General features: G+C 32.8%; 11 protein-coding genes. 1 reads left to right on the forward strand and 10 read right to left on the reverse strand.

All coding sequences use genetic code 11. The annotated features are described in order from the left end of the window. Positions 1 to 88: 88 nt before the first annotated feature. The 7 genes from KF896_03165 to KF896_03195 all read right to left on the reverse strand — a co-directional run bounded on the left by KF896_03165 (position 89) and on the right by KF896_03195 (position 13,885). Positions 89 to 3,964 (reverse strand): T9SS type A sorting domain-containing protein, encoded by a 3,876-nt coding sequence (locus tag KF896_03165; GenBank protein MBX3042694.1) that lies wholly within the window; start codon positions 3,962 to 3,964, stop codon positions 89 to 91. Between the two features lie 255 nt (positions 3,965 to 4,219). Next, the gene (locus tag KF896_03170) at positions 4,220 to 8,869 is read right to left on the reverse strand and encodes a choice-of-anchor D domain-containing protein (GenBank protein ID MBX3042695.1); all 4,650 of its coding nucleotides are present in this window, start codon (positions 8,867 to 8,869) and stop codon (positions 4,220 to 4,222) included. Between the two features lie 93 nt (positions 8,870 to 8,962). After that, the gene (locus KF896_03175; GenBank protein MBX3042696.1) at positions 8,963 to 10,927 is read right to left on the reverse strand and encodes a T9SS type A sorting domain-containing protein; all 1,965 of its coding nucleotides are present in this window, start codon (positions 10,925 to 10,927) and stop codon (positions 8,963 to 8,965) included. A 225-nt stretch (positions 10,928 to 11,152) separates the two neighbouring features. Further along, complete coding sequence (locus KF896_03180; protein MBX3042697.1) at positions 11,153 to 11,743, reverse strand: hypothetical protein; 591 nt, start codon at positions 11,741 to 11,743, stop codon at positions 11,153 to 11,155. A gap of 128 nt (positions 11,744 to 11,871) precedes the next feature. After that, positions 11,872 to 12,015, reverse strand: a complete 144-nt coding sequence (locus KF896_03185) for a hypothetical protein (protein ID MBX3042698.1) — start codon at positions 12,013 to 12,015, stop codon at positions 11,872 to 11,874. A gap of 5 nt (positions 12,016 to 12,020) precedes the next feature. After that, the gene (locus KF896_03190; protein MBX3042699.1) at positions 12,021 to 13,304 is read right to left on the reverse strand and encodes a dihydroorotase; all 1,284 of its coding nucleotides are present in this window, start codon (positions 13,302 to 13,304) and stop codon (positions 12,021 to 12,023) included. Between the two features lie 68 nt (positions 13,305 to 13,372). Beyond that, positions 13,373 to 13,885, reverse strand: coding sequence for a hypothetical protein (locus KF896_03195; GenBank protein ID MBX3042700.1), 513 nt, complete (start codon positions 13,883 to 13,885; stop codon positions 13,373 to 13,375). 190 nt (positions 13,886 to 14,075) lie between these two features. On the opposite strand from KF896_03195, the gene KF896_03200 reads away from it, so the two are divergent. Further along, on the forward strand, positions 14,076 to 15,203 hold the full coding sequence (locus tag KF896_03200) for a hypothetical protein (GenBank protein ID MBX3042701.1): 1,128 nt from the start codon (positions 14,076 to 14,078) through the stop codon (positions 15,201 to 15,203). Here the strand turns inward: KF896_03200 and KF896_03205 are convergent. Genes KF896_03205 through KF896_03215 form a run of 3 tightly spaced genes read right to left on the reverse strand, consistent with a single transcriptional unit; the run spans position 15,200 to position 20,374 of the window. Then, the gene (locus tag KF896_03205; GenBank protein ID MBX3042702.1) at positions 15,200 to 17,134 is read right to left on the reverse strand and encodes a hypothetical protein; all 1,935 of its coding nucleotides are present in this window, start codon (positions 17,132 to 17,134) and stop codon (positions 15,200 to 15,202) included. The two genes, KF896_03200 and KF896_03205, sit on opposite strands and share 4 nt — an antisense overlap. A 15-nt stretch (positions 17,135 to 17,149) precedes the next feature. Beyond that, positions 17,150 to 19,564 (reverse strand): phenylalanine--tRNA ligase subunit beta, encoded by a 2,415-nt coding sequence (pheT, locus tag KF896_03210; GenBank protein ID MBX3042703.1) that lies wholly within the window; start codon positions 19,562 to 19,564, stop codon positions 17,150 to 17,152. Positions 19,565 to 19,624: 60 nt separating this feature from the next. Beyond that, complete coding sequence (locus KF896_03215; protein ID MBX3042704.1) at positions 19,625 to 20,374, reverse strand: YebC/PmpR family DNA-binding transcriptional regulator; 750 nt, start codon at positions 20,372 to 20,374, stop codon at positions 19,625 to 19,627. Between the last annotated feature and the right edge of the window lie 16 nt (positions 20,375 to 20,390).

The following is a 20,390-nucleotide window of genomic DNA, read 5'->3' on the forward strand; positions in this document are numbered from 1 at the left end:
CTAAATCCAAAAAATGTATAAAAACCAAAATCCCCTGAATAGTAATCAAAACCTATTCAGGGGATTTAAATTTATGTGAAGAATGATATTACTTTTGAATTACAACTTCACCTGAATAGATATTACTTCCAGAGATTACTTTTATGAAATAAACGCCAGTATTAACATTACTAAAATCAAGTTCCATTAATCCATTTGAATAATTTACATTGGATATTTCTATTACTTTTCCTGTCATATCAGAAATTTCGATTTTCTGTAATTCCGCAAAAATCCTTTCAAAATTAATCAGAACAATATTCCGGGAAGGATTTGGATAAATCATAGAGCCCGAAATTTTGATTTCATTAACGCTGTTAGGGTCTTTAGTTCCAAACATCCATGTCTGAGACCATGGAGAATTACCTTCAGGTGTATTAGCTCTAATTCTCCAGTAATATGTCTTAGGATATTGTAATTCTGAACTAATATAGAAAATCGCATTAATATCAGAGTTGAAATGAGCCATCGAGGTGAAATCAGGTTGCTCGGAAATATTTATTTCATATTTAATAGCATCTGTTACTGTATTCCATTCAAATTTCACAGGAACAATAACATCTGTTTTTCCATTTTCAGGAGCAACAAGAATTGGGATATTGTTGCCTGTTGTAAACTGCCATACTTCTGACCAATCTCCAACACCTTCCGGAGATACAGCTCTAACTCTCCAAAAATAAGTTGATGCAGGCACTAACTGAGTAAATTCATGAGATAGACTACTGACTGTATCCTGAGAGAAAATCAAATCATTGAATGATTGGTCATTAGCTATCTGTAAGTGATAAGTCTGTGCACCCTTTGTAGCAAGCCAGATAAACCTCACAGCTACAGGATGATTATCTGATAAATCTGCAGGGAAGCGCAAACCAATCTTATCTACTTTTGTTTTGAATTTATAAACATTAGACCAAATACCAGAGTTTACATCTGAAATTACTCTAGCTCTCCAGAAATAATTCTCATAAGATTCTAAATTTCCGGCTGTAAAGTCAGTTTGATTTATAATGTCTTCAAATATTACATTATTTTGGAAATCTTCAGTCTTTGAAACTTCCAATTCGTAATTGTTTTGAGTCTCGTGCTGTTGCCAATTGAAAATTGTGTTAATTACAACATTGACTGACTCATGTGCAGGACTTGTTAAAAGCACAGGCGAATAGCCGGTTCTAAAATGATAAACCAATGACCATTCACTTACTACCTGACCATTACGTGAGCGTACTCTCCAATAATATTGTGTATCATAATTAAGTTCTGTTGAAATGATGCCGGTTGACATAACATTTGATTTTTCAAAGACAACTGTTTTAAATTCAAGATCTGAAGCAATCTGAATATCGTATTCAGTTACTTCGGTTGCTTTTTCCCATATCATTTCCGGGTTTATTTCTATTCCATAAGATAAATGAGCCGGTAAAAGAAGTCTTGGTGGTCCAAAAACTGTTTCAAATGACCAAATAACTGACCAGTCACTTGACGAAATGTCATTCAAAGCTTTAACTCTCCAGTAATATTTGGTTCTACCATCTAAAAGGGGAGAGGTTGTAGTAGTATCATCCGAAGACCATTCAAATTCAATATCGTTGAAATTTTGTGATTTAGATAATTGAATACTGTAATTTGTTGCACCGTCAGCTTTATGCCACACTAATGGTGCATATACAGCTATATTAATTTCTTTATCGTCAGGTGATATCAATTCAGGTGGCGAAAGTTTTGAATAAAATGTACGAACTTCAGACCAATCACTTACAGCTTCATGATTTTTTGAACGAACCCTCCAGTAATATTTTGTATTTGGAAGTAAGGAACCATGAAGCAAATGCATTGTATCTCTTTGAGTAACACTTTCCCAAACGTATGCAAAATCCTGCTCATAAGAGATTTGAAGTTGATAAAGCTCTGCTCTCTGAGATGATGTCCATTTGAATTCTGCTCCAGTATCTACATCTTTTGCTTTATCTTCCTGATTAACCAATATAGGTATGCGAAGATTTTTCTTGCTGATAGCTCTGTAAATCATCCCTGAGACAGTTGACATATACATATCTTCAGCATTATTGACAGTAAAGGACATCACCTTTTCTCCGTTGAAACTATTATTTATATTAGTAAAGGTTTCACCTAAGTCTTTAGAAATATATGTTGCTTCAACAAACGCAAAAGCTGCATCAATAAGAACATTCTCGCCGGAAATATACATTATATTGTTCTTGTCAATATAAACTGTTGAAATTGAATTCGCCGGAAATTCATTTATCCTGACAAAAGAATTTACTGTGACAGACTTGTATAATCCTGCACCCGTAGTCCCAACAATCACAGTATTATCTCTAAAAAATCCAATAGAGGAAACAAAAGTTTGCATCAATCCTGAAGAAGCCCATGTTTCACCATCATTTGTCGAATAAAACATAACATTACCGGCAGCAACATAAATGTTTCCATTGTAGTTAACACCAATTTCATGAGGTCTGGGAACTTTCAAATCAAACAATAATGGAGCTTCAACCCAATTTGATCCGCTACGATTGTACCATACTTTTCTGATATCAATAGGTTCCTGCATTTCACGTTCAAGGAAAAAGTGTGTTGCTATAAATTTCGTACCGCTTGGTGAGATTTCAACATCCAAAACATTCGTATCAAGACTTTTTATAGGATTCCATGAACTTAATGAAGGGTCTGCTGCAAATAACCCTTTTTCAGTTGCAGCATAATAAAATCCTGAAGAGTCAACAGCAATTTTATTAATTCTGGCAATCGTTGGTGCTACAAAGGACCATGTTTTACCTTCATCAGTAGATTTTTTTACGATATTATTCGAGTATGCTACTAATTCCTTTTCTTTCATTGAAATAACATTTGTAAATTGTATCATTGGTTCAAATTGCTCTTTTGCTCTTTCTCTCCATATTTCGTTTGAACCTGCACTTTTCCTTGGGGGCATACTTGGGAAAAAACCGTATAAACTATCCTTATCTCTTAATAAAAGATTAACTCCCTTGCCCCTCGTATTTGTTGGCACCCAAGTATAATCTTCAAACTGATCATCAGCGTAAATTCCACCATATCTGCTACCAAATACAGGGTGGAAACTATCATTAAAAGTAATGGTAGTGGCATTCAAGTCAGGAAGAGGAACGGGGTCAATTTTTAATGGCCTGGTCATAAATGTGTCAAGCTCAGCCCAGGCTATACCATCATTTACTGAATAATAAACACCTCTACCGTTTGTAGCTGCGTATAAATAATCAAAATCATTAATCTTAATTTCATTTATAAATAGATTTTTCAGGCCAGAACTTTGTCTTGACCATGTTTTGGCACCATCACGGGATTGAAAAATACCGCCTCCGTATGTTCCGGCTACTATCCAGCCATTATCAGCAACTTCTATTGAAGTTACATCTTTATAAAGTAGTCCCTTGCTTGATTCAACCCAAGTTTCTCCTTTGTCGGTTGACAAGTATATGCCGTTTCCATAAGAGCCTAATAAAATATTGCCATTTGGAAGTCTTTTGACTGTACGAACATCAAGATTGTTCAATCCGTTATTTGCTTCTTTCCAAACTACATTCGTAAGTGAAGTTGTTTTAAAAACACCTCCACCCTGAGTAGTTAATAAAATTTCGCTTGATGAAATAATTGCAATTCCTGTAAAATTGAAATTTGTCAAGCCATTCAGAAGTGGAGTCCAGGTGCTTCCCTGACTATTTGAACGAAATACACCTGTTCCCCAAACTGCAATATAAATATCACCGGTTGGACTTACTGTGCCAGCTGTAACATAACTTGTTGGACCAATTGGAAGCATTCCAAACAAATCCTGTGATTTCGTTTCAATGTTTGAAAAGAATGTAACTAAAATCAGACAGATAATGAAGTTTACAGTTAGTGACTTCAAAGTATAAAGTTTCATAATTCACCAAATAATTATTTTGTTAATATCTAATTAATTCTATAAAACAAATTAAACAAAAAAGTTACAATTTTATTTGATTCTATCTCAATTTATTTGAAAATTTCAACGAATTTTTTCACTTTGGATATAATCTGCCTTAATTATTAATCGGATTAATATTGCAATTAAAAAAAGGCGAACTCTCAAGTTCGCCCTTCTAAAAATCATTCATCAATAGATATCACAAAGCCACATATAAGAAATGCAATAAAATTACTTAACTATCATCAAGGATTGTGCTTCAATAAAGGGTCCGGAAACCATTTTAATCATATAAGCACCTGAATTTATCTCATTTGTTGGGACAGATAATGTATAGACTCCTGCTTTAGCTTCACCTCTGGATATGGTTCTGATTACTTCACCATAAGCATTAATTATCGCGATATCAGTCTCAACATCAAATGCCACAGTATAAGTAAATTCAAAGGAATCTCCTGCAGGATTAGGTTTTGGAACTGTCATTCCAAATTTATGACCGGACATTTGGATAATTCGATTATCATTTAAACAAACTTCATTTGTATTGAAAATTGTTAACTCATAAAGGTCGGTTGTGCAACCATAATCAATTTCAGCAGCTAAAAGTGTTCTATGTTTATCATTCAGATAAGTTTGAATCTCAAAATTCATTATTTCCAGAATTTGATTATCTCTCAAAGCCCCACTACCTGTAACTTCAAAGTATCCGTTTCCAAGTGATACTATATCTGACCAACTGAATTCATTGCCAATCTGAGCACCTTTTCTGATAGAGTTTTGCATTATGCCGAGTACACTTGGGTCAGCAGAAAATGTGATTTTAATATTATTTATGAATCCTGAATATGTTTGAGGCAATTTAGCCATAAGTGAATATCTGAATTTCTCACCAATAGTCATTGTTATCTCCTTAACGGCACTTTCTAATTCTATACCCAAGGACTTTCCGGAAATTGGTACTTTAAATGGAGCAGACATAGAATTTGGTACGATAAGTTCAACATCAAAATTGCCTTTATTTTGAGGTTTGAAATTTACATCAAATGTGAAGCTTTCACCACCTTTTAAAGTTCTGTCTCCTAGAGAAGGAAGTTCAAACTCATTTGAACCACTTCCGGTTATTACCATTTCGCTGAGTCTTATTATTAAGTCTGTATCACGGCTCTTGTTTAATATAGTGATCGGTAAAGAACGTTCAGTACATACCAGAAGATTACCAAAATCAAGAGGGTTAGTAATTTCAGCATCTAAACCATCACAAACAATTGGGACAATTGTAGTATTCCATTCATCCATAAAACTACCGTCATAATCATCGGCTAAAATGATGAAGTTATCAGTATTATCGCCACCTGATATAGGTTTGAAAATTACAGGGATAGTTAATGAGCCTTCCTTATCAATTGTCAAATTACTTGTAACTGTACCGGGTAAAAATTCAAATTCATCATCATTTTCAATTGTAATTGATTCAACTGTGAGAACAGATGAACTGCTCGGATTATTGATAGTAATACTTCCAAGGGCAGTTTCACCTACATTTACCTGCTCGCCGCAACTGACAGAAGTCGTAAGTTTAGGAAGAAAGCCGGTACCTGTTAAGTAGGAAACAATTGGCTCTTCTCTTGAGCCCAAAAACACTAAGATTTGTTCTGAATAATCAATCTCTTCCTGTGGTCTGAAAGAGACGTTCATTTTTATTTCACCATTTGCTGGAATCAATAAAGGGAAATTACCTGGGCTGGTGAATCCAAAAATATTGCCGATATTTCCATTTTCAAATTGAATATTTTCAATCATTTCAGCGACATTGCTGTTGTTAATAATTTCAACTTGTGCAGTATAATTTCCTCGAATCCTTTGCTGACCCCAGTCATGTGATGTGATTCCAACATCGGAAGTTATACCGGTACCATATAATTTTGTTATTGAATTTTTGCATGGAGCCTGAACAAAGAAATTCAATTCAGCTTCTCGTAATCCCAAAGACTTTGGTTCAAATATTACAATTATATCAATACATTCACCAGATCCAACTGTAATTCTACCATTGACTTCCTTAGCTTTGACATAGTCTGGCAGAATTCTGAGGAAATCTGTAATATGAAGTCCTCGAATTTGAGGCGATATAATCGTAGGTGATTCACTAATATTTTGAAAAACACAAATAAGTGTATCCATCTTTTGCTTATTCAAATTAACATCGCCAAAATCATATTCTTCAAGTGCTGTACCACCACATACTCCATTGCCTACTAAACTGAGTGTAATATTATCAGCACAATCTCCATAAAGAGTAAGAACAGCTCTTCTTTCGTTCAAACCACCAGGTTTGAACCACAAAGTTATATCAATACTCTCTCCGGGATTTAATGTCATGCCTACGATTTCATCAATAACTCTGAAGTCAACCATATTAGCATTTTGAGCATCTCTTATTGTATATCTTGTTATAGTATAAGGCAATTTTCCAACATTAGTTATTAATCCATCAACAAGTTGTTCGGTTTCATCACCGAAGACAACTGGACCAAAATTATATTCCATAGTTGAAAAAGCTGCAGTAGGTCTCAGAACTTCAAATTCTTCTGTAATATCCTGACTAATTGGATTTCTCGCATATTTTGTAAACCAGAAATCTGACAATCCAGATGAACTAAGTTGTTGTCCCTGAACATTAGTATTTCCTGAAAAATTACCTGCTGTATAGATTGTTCCTGATGGAATATGATTAGAAATCAAATCAGAGAAATTGTTATTATCAGGTACACCAGCTATCAGGTCTATCATATTCAAATTTTCATCAAAAACAGCTGTGAAAGGTAGTTCAGCTCCGTCTGAATCAGGAAGGGTTTTATTTAATTGGAGATTTGTGAAGGTGCCTTTGTATTTACCAATTACAACAATCTTTGTTTGCTGTCCTAAAATCTGCACTACTTTAATTCTTGAACCTTCAGCTTCAAATATATTGAAAAAAGTAGATGCACCTACAAAAGTAGAATTGAGATATTGGCCTGTCGGACTATATTTTGCCAAAAACATATATTTCTTATCTGGCATTTCAAGAGATGGAGCGATGTTTCCGAATCTTATTCCACTATAAGCAAAGCCTGTTACATATATAAATCCTCTGCGGTCTAATGCCAAACCGTTTGCTCTGTCATTACTTTGTCTTGCACCGGCAACATTAACCCAGACAGGATTCCCATCCAAATCAAATTTTGCAACAAAGAAATCTTCCAGACCCGATTCATTGAAATTTTTTCCGGCAATATTTAATGAGCCTTTGAAATATCCGGAAGCAATATAATAAAGTCCGTTGCTCTGAACTGCTACAGAAGTAACAAATTCATCACCTGCTCCACCATAAGAGCGTATAAAGTCATACCCAAACTGGTCTGAAACTTTGGCTTTTACTAATATCTTGTCTGAAGTAAAATTAGTAAACCAAGAATATTTATTACCAGTAGCTTTTTCTCTGATTACATTCCATCTATTGCCACCATCAGTTGAATAATAAAGGTCAACCTGCACATTTGCAGGAACGCCGCTCCAAGAAATTTCAACAGTATCGCATCTGGAGATTATTTCTGCATCAACTGGTGTATCAACATTTATTTGCTGATAACCACCATGTAAAGGAATTTCAATAGGGCACGGTTCACCATTTATCATAAGCGTAGCTTGTCTGTATTTCCGTTCGTTCTGAGGAGTATAACGAATCTTAATTGTTCTTGCAATACCTTCGGGAATGAGAAAAGGATATGCAGGAACATTTCCGGGTCCCTGACCATAATCAACAATTTCAAAATATTCGGCGGGGGAGACCTCAATATTTAGTACTCTCAAGGACCTTACCCTTGGAGTAATTATTACATCACGCTGAGAAGTCTGTCCAATAGGAGGGTCACCAAAGTTGTAAATTTCCTCGCTTTTATCAATATAAACAATCGCTTCTTCAGGTGCAGTATATTCTCTTGTAACTCGATCATCATGAACTAAAAACCAAATTTCAGCTTTTCTAAATGTTTCACTTATATCACATATTTCGGGACTAATCCAAGATAAATTACATTGTACAGTCATTTGTAAATCAGAGGCAAAAGTTTTGTAAATGTTATTTAAAGCTGATTTAGAATTAACAAAAACGCTTTTTCCTGCTGTGTTGAGCGACCAATAAGGCAGGTCAGGACTATTCTCGTACATTAATGTAATACCGTAGAAGCGAATATTTAATTCATTTAAATTTTTCAGTATTTCTTCCCGTCTTAATTGGACACCTAGTTCGTGCTCACCATCTGAAAGGAACACAATAGCCCTTCGGTGATGTGCAGGACGCGTTTTTAACAAATTTAAAGCACCAGCCTTTTCATCGAAAAAAGGACCGTTGAAATTAGTTGAACCATAAGGATTTGGCAATGCATAGAGAGAATCTATCAATTCTTTTTTATTATTAGTGAAATCACAGACTAATATGGAAACTCCTGAAAAGGCTGTTATAGCTATAGTTGAGCTGTCGCCAAAAGCGAAATTATCTATAAAAGAAGTTGCACCTTCAAGAACCCATTGCCATAGTGTTTCACCCTCATATTTCTCAGTCATAGATGTACTTCTGTCTAAAACCAAAACTGCATTAACAGGTGAATTATTTGTACAAGTAAGTTCATATAATTCCAGTGGAATTTCAAAACCATTATCAAAAACCTTAAAATCTGTTTTGGATAAATTTGTGTAATATTGTCCTTGAGCGTTGAAAGCAGAGAAATTAACGCTGACTGATGGATAATTTTCAGAATTCACTTCTGAAACATTGAATCTCTGAGCATTTAGAAGTGATGAACTGAGAATTAAGAATAAAATAAGTAGTCCAACTTTATGCATAAAACACCTAAAAAAAAAACATTTTTATATAATACTAAAACAATATAAAGCATTAAAAGTTACAAATTGATTTTTATTTTATTATTTTTTGAATTAATTGATTTTAATCACCTTTTGAGTAACATTAAAATTGTTACTTTTAAAATTGATCAAATAAATATTTGATGGTAAACTCATTCCGTTTTCATCGAGAAATTGAATTTCATACACTTGATTATTTAAAACATTTTTATATTCTTTATTAAAAATCTGCTTTCCATTTAAATCAATAATTGTAACAATAAAATCAGTCATTTCTTCAGAACTGATAATAAAATTCAAATAATCAGAGATAGGATTTGGGAAAATATTGATTAGGTTATTGTTAGTAACAGTATTGAAAAATATTGAATTACTAATTTTACCTGTGGATAAATTATTATAGGATCCGGATGCCGTGTACTGAATATCTTCCACTCTTATCATATAATGATTAATTCCGGCATTTGGATAAATATCAATATAAAATGTATCCTTTACTGCTTGAGAATTAAGAAGTATATATTTGCCATGTATTGAATTTGAGCGATAAACATAATAACCATTCACATTATCTTTGTTAAAATTGCCTGACCAATTTATCATAATGCTATCATTGAATTTTTCTGCTATTACAAAATCAACAGGTTTTACATAATGAAGTCTTAAAGTAGGGTCACCGAGCAAAGCAATATGGTTAAATCTACGGGCATAAGGGCTTGCTGCAGGATAAATATCAGGCAGGGCATTCTGACTTAACTTTGTTGAGTATCCTAAATTATAACCAATAGCTAAATGATGCAAAAACCAAAACGGTCTTCCTGACCACATAGTACCAAGTCCGAAAGGCTCAGCAGCAAGAGTAGCACGTAAAACATTATCTTCCGAATCCCAATCACCGTTATAAGAACCAAAAAAGAGTGAAAAAGCAGCATTGAATGGGGTGGAGGCAAGCTCATCAGTATAAACAGTTTGACTTACAGAATTGAAACTACCTGCACCACAACCATAAGCCAAAAGAAAGCTTCTTTTTTTGACTGCATCCCTTAGGTGTGAATTTGAGATCATATTAATACCTGAAACAGGTGCAAAGTTCATCCAGCCTGATGCTGCAAATCCTTCTCGATAATCCAATCCAAAGAAATCATTAACAATCGTGCTATCAGAAGTCTTGATTTCAGAATTTCGGAAATTATGATTTTTAATCAAATATCTTCTTAAAAGTTCAATTTCATTTTCCTGAAATGCCGGAAGATTATACATGTCAATTCTTCCGATTTCAAGTAATGATGATGCGTTTAGTATTGTTTGGTCATATTTCCCGTCACCGGGAAGATTTATTATTCTTGGATTATCAGATTTTATGTTAGTGATATTATCTGTCCAACTTCCTTCGAATACTGAATAAAAAACATCGGTGGGCCATGCCCCGTCATGGTCTGGTGAATGACCGTCCACAGCAAAACTACCGGAATAGGGAACTGCAACTCTACCGATTAAAATGACAGATTTCAAATCAGTATGGGTATCTTTAAATTTTACAATTAAAGATTTGGTAAATTGAACATTTTCAGAGTTAAAATCAATAGTTCTAGGTACTTTCTCAATGAATGGCTTCCAACCGTCACCCGATAAATTCAACTTAAGTGAATCCAACAAATCTTCTAAATAAACATAAACCGAATCATCACATAAGATAAGACAAGTTCCGTGATAATGAACAGGCGGGATGTCGTATCCAACAGCTATGTATCCGTATGCCCAATAATCCCATGCATCTCTTTCAATTTGATATTCATATATAGTGCCAGGGCTTAGGCTATCAGTAAATGTAGTTATATTTTTGTTCAATTCAATATAAGGTGAGCCAAAGGTAGAATCTGAAACAAGTTTTTTATAAATTATGTACTTATAAGTATTAGTGTCATGTGACCAATTGAGAATAACTTTCTTATTGTTACTATCAATATATGCTTCTATCATTACAGCTAAATCTTTAACAGAATTTGGTTTAGCTGCAAATACATTAAAAGTCAACATTAAATTGACGATAAAAATTTGGAGTATGATTAATATTATTCTTAAAGTTCTCATTTCCCTTATTTGTAAATAATCAGATTGCCCTTTTTGACAACCTGATTATTTACTAACTAATAAATCAACATATTTTAAGAAGTAAAAAACACTAAACCATTATAATATATAGTTACTGCACATCGACACTATATAAAGTCAATAAATTGATATAATATATTATAATATCAATTATTTAATAGCCTTTACAGTGATTGGTTTAAAATATATAGTTTCAGCAAATTTGTAAGCCCCAAATAGTACAGTCGAATATAATAACACACTTTCAAGAGTATATCTGAAAAATGGTATTGCTTCAGTATAACATCTTACAAGACCGGTGATATCTTTAGAGTATGGCATATTCATAATATCAAGACCAAACATCCATGAAGAGAAGTTTGTTACTACAAAAAAAAGTATAGCTGATGCAAGTGAAGTACCTAATATTGCTAATGGCTTGATATTGCTTGCAAACTTCATACCCAAAAGCACAATCAAACCAAAACTTAAATAAACAGACCACATTGAAGAGTGAAAACCGGCATAGTAGCCAAATAAACTCTCACTGAAAAAATGAAGAAGAACATCACTAAATAGCATAGCTGATACAGGAATTAGAAATCCAAGTAATTTGTTACTTGAAAAAACAGCACCTGCAAAAAGTGCAATTGCCATTATCGGTTGGAAATTTGGCAATACAGGAAAAAGCCTGGAAGCTGCAGCGAGAAAGATCAATCCAGCTGCAAAAATTATCTTTAGATTATTATTCGAAGTATTCATAACAAAATCTCATTAATTATTTAAAATATTCAAATTATGGGGGATATACCTTTATGGTCATATCCAAATGTTAGTTTACATAATATAGATTATATTGCAAAATATATTATAAATTTATTTATAAAGAACTATCTAATCATCTTCTTAAAAGTTTGTATTAACTTAGTATCGCCTTCCAAAATGGCTTTTTCGATCAATTTAATTTTCCTTTTCTTTTCAGATTCTTTCTCTACAATATCCTGAGCTTCAATAGTCTGAAGTAAATTTTTCATACTAATTACAGATCGCATTCAAAATACTGATTTTTATTAATTGACATCACAGGCTTACCTTTCAATTTAAAACCTTCGAATGGTGAGTTTGACGATTTAGATTTAAACTTCTTTTTATCAACAGTCCATTCTTCATCAGGATTAAATATTGTCACATTAGCGATCTCGCCTGTTTTGATTTTTGGTTGAGCAATTCCTAAAATTTCTCTTGGGTTATTTGTCAACATTTCTATCATACGATTTACAGAAATATGACCGGCATGAACTAAATATGTCATAGAAAGTCCAAGTGCAGTCTCCAGACCAATTATTCCATTAGGTGCTTTTTGTAATTCATTATTCTTTTCAACTTCTGAATGTGGTGCGTGGTCAGTAGCTATGCAATCAACTGTTCCGTCTTTAATTCCCTCAATAATACCATCAACGTCAATTTGTTGTCTAAGTGGTGGATTCATTTTATAATCGGCATTATATTGCCGCATATTTTCTTCAGTCAAAACAAAATGATGAGGCGTGACTTCACATGATACTCTTTGATTATTCGATTTTGCATATCGGACTAAGTCTATTGCTCCAATAGTACTTAAGTGTTGTGCATGATATTTCCTGTTACCATAATAATCCGCCATTCGAATATCTCTGAAAAGAATTATCTCCTCAGCGATTCTCGGATAGCCTTCCAATCCCAATGTTGTTGATAATTCACTTTCATTCATCACAAAATTTCCGGTAAGTTCAGTATCTTCACAATGTTGGGAAAGTATTAAATCTTTATAGGCAGCGTATTCAAAAGCTTGTTTCATAACATTGCTGTTGCTTACAGGTGCCCCATCATCTGTAAAAAGCAAAACACCTGCTTCACTAAGTTCATTCATATCAGTGAGCTGATCGCCTTTTCTGCCTTTAGTGATTCCGGCAGATATAAATACATCTACTAATAAATCCCTTGATTTTGAATTTATGTAGTCAATTACTTCAACATTGTCAATATCAGGTTTTGTGTTTGGCATACAAACCACACCCGTAAAACCACCGTTTGCAGCCGAAGCTGTACCTGTTTTGATTGTTTCTTTGTGTTCCTGTCCAGGCTCGCGAAGATGAACGTGAATGTCGATGAAGCCAGGAGTCATAATCAAATTAATACCATCAATTTTACGAGTTTCTAAATCCAAATCACATTCAGATTTTGATATTTGGGCAAAAATACCGTCTTTAATTCGTACATTAAAAAAATCATCTATTTTTTCAACAGGGTCAATCAATCTAATATTATGAAAATAAAAATCCATTTAACAACCAAAGTTTAATAATAATATCATACAAAAGTAACACTAATTTATGGGCTATAAAAATATTGTTATTGAATTTCCATTTCTTGGCAAAACTTTTGATAAATTCTTTTCGCTTCTCCTATTCCAAGTTCATTTGCCTTAGTCCAATCCCGGCATGCAGAATCCATATCTCCTTTCTCAAAAAATACATTTGCTCGTTCCAAAAATATAAACCCATCATCGTGATATATATTGATAATACTCGATAAATCATTGATGGACTTATCCAGCAATCCAAGCATACGGTATGACTTAGCTCTTTCTTTGTAAGCTGCAACATAATCAGGATTAATTTCTAAAGCTATATCATAGTAAACAAGTGATTCTTTCAAATTGTCCATTGCAAATTCTAATCTTCCCATCAATACAAACGCTTCATAGTTAGTTGAATCATTTTTAATGACTTTTTCTAAATTCAACCTCGCAGATTCGTATGCACCCTTATTGAGATTTGCTTTAGCTTTAAGCAAACGCTCATCATTTTCTTCAGAGCAAGATATCATTAAAAGTAATGAAATTAACAAAATTATTTTTTTCATGAAATATTTCCAATTTAATTATTTAAAATTTTTACAAAAATAATTTATTTATCTTATTCTTTTTGATTTTTTTTTAAAAGCATAACAAATACAACTAAATTTTATACTTATTATAAAATTTTTGTAAAATTAACTAACTTTTGGATAAAAAAATGTATTTTTGTGTTATTAATCAAACTAAAAAAAAAAAATGAGTTTATCCGAAAATCTTGCAAAAATTGACAGACTGTTCAGACCCATAGCATCATTGATGTCTCCGGGTTTTTATATTGATTTCTATTCCAGAGCCAGACGTGATTTTCTTTACAGATTATCGAATGATGAACCTCGAAATTTAGACATTGAGAATTGGAAAAAACCTGTCAAGCTATGGGATATAGAATTTAACAACCCAATTTTTAATGCAGCAGGAATGTTTAAATCGGGTAACGGATATCAAATGTCGGCATTGGAAGGTGCCGGCGCATGGCTTGCAGGTACATCAACTTCAAACCCCAGAGCAGGCAACAAAAAATTCGATATTTTGCATCCTTTTTTATCTCTTCCAAGGACTAAATCAGCTCTTAACTGGCTTGGTCTTCCGAATGATGGTCACATTGCACTTGCCGGAAAAATCAAAAGGTTTGAGAAAATCAAAGGATGTCCTGTAGGTGTTAGTGTAAGTGCAGATCCAGGTGATTCAGGTGCACTAGCTTTAAAAAATTTAGTTGAAGGTATGAAAATTCTACACCAATCCGGAGCTGACTTCATTGAGCTTAACGAGAGTTGCCCGAATGTTCCTCACCATGACAATAATTCAGAAACCGGACTTGATAATGAAATGATAAATAGGCTTGAGTATATTAAAGATAATTTTATCTCTCAATCAAATAGTAAAGTTCCACTCATTGTAAAATATTCAGTGGATACCAAGCCGGAACTTCTTGATGAATTAATTCCAATGCTTATTGATATGGGATTTTCGGGTATTAATTTAGGGAACACTTCTATATCTTATGAAGATTATATGGAATTTATTAATCCAAAAGAATTGACATCATTTAAATATTTTACTGAAAATTTCGGTGGTGGAGTTAGTGGAAAATTAATAGCTGCAAAATCTTTAAACCTTACAATTAAAGCTGCCCGGATACTCAAGTCCCTACAAACAAGAAATGAGTTCCATATAATTAGAACCGGGGGCATCGAAAATTCAAAAGACGTACAACAAACACTTGACGCAGGTGCCTCTTTAATGCAATGGTACACAGGATACTTTGAGAATTTCTCAATTTTTGGGCACAAAGTTTACAAAAATATCATAAGCAATAATATCTAATTTAATTTTGTGAGTTTAGAATCAATTTTTGCTATATAAGAATCTATCCTGGCAATCAAGTCCACCCTTTTGGCTGAAATATCACCTTTTACTAAAATAATCTCATTCAACTCTTTTTCGAGAATATTTATCTGCTCATACCTTGTTTTAAGTAAATCTTCAAGGTCTGCAATTTTTTCACGTGATTGATTAAGATTGACCTCTGATATTGTGAACTTACCATTTAATTCATTTAATGAAAGTTCAAGTGCATGGATAGTATTGTCTTTAATTGTTATAAGTTCATTTAATTTGTCAATTTGCTCTGAATATACATCGGAATTGTCAATCAATCCAAATAAATCATTTTCTTTAGATTTGATATTTATTATCTCTTTATCTTTTAAAATAATTTGCTCAGATAAATTTGATATAATTTGCTTTAGCTCTTCAATTTTTCTAAGTTGTTCATTAATATTATCATCTTTTGATGATAATTCGCCATTCAATTCACCTATTTCCTTTCGATAACTATCCAATTCTTGTGTAGCTTCATTGAGTTTGGATTCAAAATTGACTTTAGAAATTTCATATTCGTTTAGCGACTTTTTGGAAAATTCTAATTCATTATTCAATAAATCAATTTTTGAAAGGTTTTCATCAATTGAAGTTTTGAAAATATTTATTTGTGTTTCTTTTGTTTCTAAATCAGAAATAAGTATTGAATTCTCTTTTTTAATGGTGTCAATTAAATGATTTAGCTCATTAATTTTTATAGTTAATTCATCTGTAATATTGTTAGTTAAATTTGTGTTATCAACATCTTTAAGTCTATTTTCAAGCTCTTCTACTTTAGATGTAAGTGCTCTAATTTCAATATCTTTAATTGCTAATCTATTATCAATAATGTTAGAATTTTCATCAGATGAAGCCATAAATTGAGAAATTGTTTCATTAGCTTCTATTAGTTTATTATCATATTTTTCAATTGTTTGGATAAGTTTATCTAATTCTTTTTTATTGTACTCATAATTTGTTCTCAACTCGTCTGATTCTAATTTGTAATCTTCATAATTTGCAATTGATTCATTAAGTTGATTTAATAATTTTTCATTTTCAGATTTTAAATATGATATTTCTGCGTTAAATTTTTCTATTTCAGGTTTGTAAAAATTCTCAATATTACCACTTAAAAATGCCTGTTTTTCGATATTCTGATTATTAGTATGAGTTAATTCTTCATTATTTTTCAATAATATATTATAATCAACTTGATATTTCTGATATTCATTTTTAATGGTCTCAAATTCTTTTTCCAAGTCAGAGTGATTATTAGACAACTTGAAGATTGTATTCTCTAAATTGGCAATCTTATCTTTAAGTTTTTCAACTTCAATAGCTCGTTCATTTAATACTATATTCTTATGAGCTAACTCTTTACTTACTATTGATAAATTCTTTTCAACAGGCTTAAGTTGTTTGAGTTCATTCTCAAGATTGTCAATCATAATTTGTAGAGAAGCTTTCTTTTGTCTTTCGTCGTTAAGCTCTTTATCCAATGCTGTAACAAATCCAGCTTTTTCATTGACAAGTGCAAATTTGTGTTCTAAATCATTGTACTTCTGTTTAAGATTATCAATCTCAATTTCTTTATCTTCAAGTTGTTTAGTTGCATTTCCACTATCTGATATAATACTTTCAAATTCCTGATTTTTTTTCTTCAGGGATTGAATTTCACTCTCAAGCTCGGATTTTTGATTAACTAATTCATAAAATCCGCTGTCTTTATCTCCAAGCGATTTTTCAAGAATTGAATTACGACTGATGAGTTCATCATTTTTATCCTTAAGCTTATTTAGCTCTTCCATAGAAAATTCCACTAACTCACTCAATTTATCTACAAGTGGCTTAATTCCACTGTTCATTTTTTCATCAAGATAATTTTCAGCCATAATTTTATTCCTAAATTAATTTTTTCTTAAATGCGCAGAATATTTGGATTCAATTTTATTAATAATATTATTCAAGGATTCATCAATCTCATTTTCCTTTAATGTCCTGTCAATTGCTCTGAAAGTCAAATTAAATGCCAGACTCTTGCTGTTATCATCAATTCCCTGACCATGATAAACATCAAAAAGAACTAAATCCTGAAGAAATTTTCCACCCGATTCTTTAATAGAACTCAGTACGTCACCAGCGGCTATATCATTGCTTAAAATAAAAGCCAAATCTCTGGTTATTGCGGGGAAATGACTTATAGGCTGATACGTTTTGAGGAATTCAGCCGATTTATAAATTTCGCTTAAATTGATTTCAGCAATAAATACTTTTTGCTCAATATCATAATGTTTCAAAACAGATTTTTTGACTTCACCGAAATAACCAATTAATACCTTTTTCAAATATAATGTAAGTGAATTTGGAGAAAGTAAATTATGCTTTTCAAGTTGCTTTATTTTTAAACCATTTATAGAAACAATTTCAGAAAATTCTTCAACACAACCTTTAATATCATAAAAATCGAAATCATTCGGCTGCGCTGCCCATTGTAAAGGAATATTTTCACCTGTTAAAGCAATAATTAATTTTTCATTTTCCAAAATTCCCGGAATAAAACTGTTTTGATTATCAGTTTTCTCAAAAACTTTTCCAATTTCGAATAGTTTTAAATTTTTGCTCCCATTTCTGATATTATGGTTAATAACTTTCAGCATGGAGTTTATCAAGCTGGTACGCAATAATGAAAGTTCCTCACCAAGAGGGTTCGAAAGTTTAACAGCCTCCACCCCATTGAGTTCGATTGATTTTGGGTCAATTTGGTTCTGAGTTAGTATCTCAGTAAATCCAGCATTCACATAATGATTTCTTAGGGAACCTCTCAAACTTGGAGATGATAATTCTTTAACTATTCTATGAAGACCAAAATTAATCTGAGAACTAAAATCTGACTCAATATTGTCATAATTATAAAGTCTCGCAATCTCTTCAATCAAATCAATTTCCATTGAAATATCAACTCTGTAAGTTGGAACCGATATTGTAACAGTTCCGTCTTCAGAGTTAATTATCTTAAAATTAAGTCTGCCGAGAAGATTCAAAATCGTATCGTCATCTATGTTTATTCCAATAATCCTTCTAACTCTCTCAAATCGTAAATTAACACTTTGTTGTTCAATTTTATCAGGATAAACATCAATCATGCCTGTTATTAGTTCACCTCCGGTTAGCTCTGCTATAAGTTCAGCTGCTCGCATTGAAGCTAATGGTACATTTTGAAAATCAACTCCTCTTTCAAATCTGTAAGAAGAATCACTTTGAAGACCAAGTTTTTTAGAAGTTTTACGAATCGAAGATGGATTAAAATATGCTGATTCTATCAAAATATTAGTTGTTGCATCAGTAATCTCAGAATTTTCACCCCCCATCACACCACCTATTGCTATGGGTTTTTCTGCATCACAAATCATAAGCATTTCACTGTCAAGGACTCGTTCCTTTCCATCAAGAGTAATAAATTTCTCCCCCGAATAAGCAGACTTGACAATAATTTTTCCTTCGGAAAGTTTATCAAAATCAAAACCATGAAGTGGCTGACCTGATTCCATTAATACTAAATTTGTTACATCAACAGCGGAGTTGATCGGTCTAAGCCCTAAAGATTGCAATCTTGCTTTAAGCCAGTCAGGTGATTCACCGATTTTGCAATTTCTTATTAATTTTGCAGTATAACGCGGACATTTATCAGTATCTTTTATTACAACTGAAATATAATTTTCAATATTACCTGTTTGAGGTATATTTTTGGTTGCGGGCATTCTTAATTTATTACCATTCAGGGCTGCAATCTCTCGGGCAATTCCAATATGACTAAGGCAATCAGCTCTGTTTGGAGTAACAGATATTTCGAATATAACATCATTTACGCCTAAATATTCAGCTAAAGACTTACCCACAGGAGCATCATATGGAAGCACCCATATTCCTGACTCATCTTCACCAAGTTCCAGTTCTTTTTGGCTGCAAATCATTCCATTTGATTCGATGCCCCTTATTTTTCTCTTTTCAAGTTTAAAGCCTGCAGATGGAACTATTGCACCTGATGTTCCAAGAACAACTTTTTGACCTTTGTCAACATTTGGTGCACCACAAATCACCTGCAAATCATCGCCACCAATAGTAACCTGGCAGACAGATAATTTATCGGCATCCGGATGATTTTGTTTTTCGTTAACATAAGCTACAAAAAAACCATCGAGCTTTTTTGCAGGATTTTCAATTCCTTCTACTTCGATACCGAGCATTGTCAAGGACGCATCCAATTGCTCAGGTGTCATTTCAAAATCAATAATTTCTTTAAGCCAATTTAAGGATAATTTCATTTTAAAACTTAGTGATAAATATTCAACATCATTTAATTTGTATTAAAATTATAATTCAATTTATTCAATTTGGTCTGCAATCGAGTCATCAATTTCAAAATTGTGATATAAATTCTGAACATCATCCTGTTCTTCAAAAGCATCAACAAATTTCAATATCTTGCGAGCTTCATCAGGATTAGATATATTCACTAAATCCTTAGGAATATACTCCAGTTTACCCTCACTAATTTCAAAATTATTTTCTTCAAAATATTTCATTACAATACCAAAATCAGCCATCTGACAAACAATTCTTGTAACTTCCTCATCCCATTCCATATCTTCGGCACCGGACTCAAGAACATGTTCAAGAAGTTCCTCTTCACTTTTGCCGTTTGTTTTAATATTTACCACACCTTTTCGCTCGAAATTCCATGCAACAGAATTTGTTTCACCCATATTCCCGCCAAGTTTTCCGAAAAGCGCACGAACTTCAGCAACAGTTCTTAATTTTTTATCAGTTACAGTTTCAAGTATGATTGCTACACCATACGGAGCATAACCTTCGTAAGTGATTTCTTCATATTGCACACCTTCAATTTCCCCTGTACCTTTTTTTATTGCTCTTGTGATATTCTCGTTAGGCATATTTACAGCTTTTGCATTCTGCACAGCAAGACGTAGTCTCGGATTTGCAGCGATGTCGCCACCACCTTCTCTTGCTGAGACTGTGATTTCTTTAGCTAATCTTGTGAAAATTTTTCCTCTTAAGGCATCCTGTCTGCCTTTTCTATGTTTAATATTTGCCCATTTACTATGACCTGCCATATCTCTTTTATCGTTT

Source organism: Ignavibacteriota bacterium, assembly GCA_019637995.1.
Taxonomy (GTDB): Bacteria; Bacteroidota; Ignavibacteria; order Kapaibacteriales; family UBA2268; genus JANJTB01.

Bases quoted from the DNA above. Each gene is read 5' to 3' on its own strand.
- pheT (MBX3042703.1), bottom strand. From the start codon at position 19,564: ATGAAATTATCCTTAAATTGGCTTAAAGAAATTATTGATTTTGAAATG.
- KF896_03215 (MBX3042704.1), bottom strand. From the start codon at position 20,374: ATGGCAGGTCATAGTAAATGGGCAAATATTAAACATAGAAAAGGCAGA.
- KF896_03180 (MBX3042697.1), bottom strand. From the start codon at position 11,743: ATGAATACTTCGAATAATAATCTAAAGATAATTTTTGCAGCTGGATTG.
- KF896_03200 (MBX3042701.1), top strand. From the start codon at position 14,076: ATGAGTTTATCCGAAAATCTTGCAAAAATTGACAGACTGTTCAGACCC.
- KF896_03190 (MBX3042699.1), bottom strand. From the start codon at position 13,304: ATGGATTTTTATTTTCATAATATTAGATTGATTGACCCTGTTGAAAAA.
- KF896_03170 (MBX3042695.1), bottom strand. From the start codon at position 8,869: ATGCATAAAGTTGGACTACTTATTTTATTCTTAATTCTCAGTTCATCA.
- KF896_03195 (MBX3042700.1), bottom strand. From the start codon at position 13,885: ATGAAAAAAATAATTTTGTTAATTTCATTACTTTTAATGATATCTTGC.
- KF896_03175 (MBX3042696.1), bottom strand. From the start codon at position 10,927: ATGTTGACTTTTAATGTATTTGCAGCTAAACCAAATTCTGTTAAAGAT.
- KF896_03205 (MBX3042702.1), bottom strand. From the start codon at position 17,134: ATGGCTGAAAATTATCTTGATGAAAAAATGAACAGTGGAATTAAGCCA.
- KF896_03185 (MBX3042698.1), bottom strand. From the start codon at position 12,015: ATGAAAAATTTACTTCAGACTATTGAAGCTCAGGATATTGTAGAGAAA.
- KF896_03165 (MBX3042694.1), bottom strand. From the start codon at position 3,964: ATGAAACTTTATACTTTGAAGTCACTAACTGTAAACTTCATTATCTGT.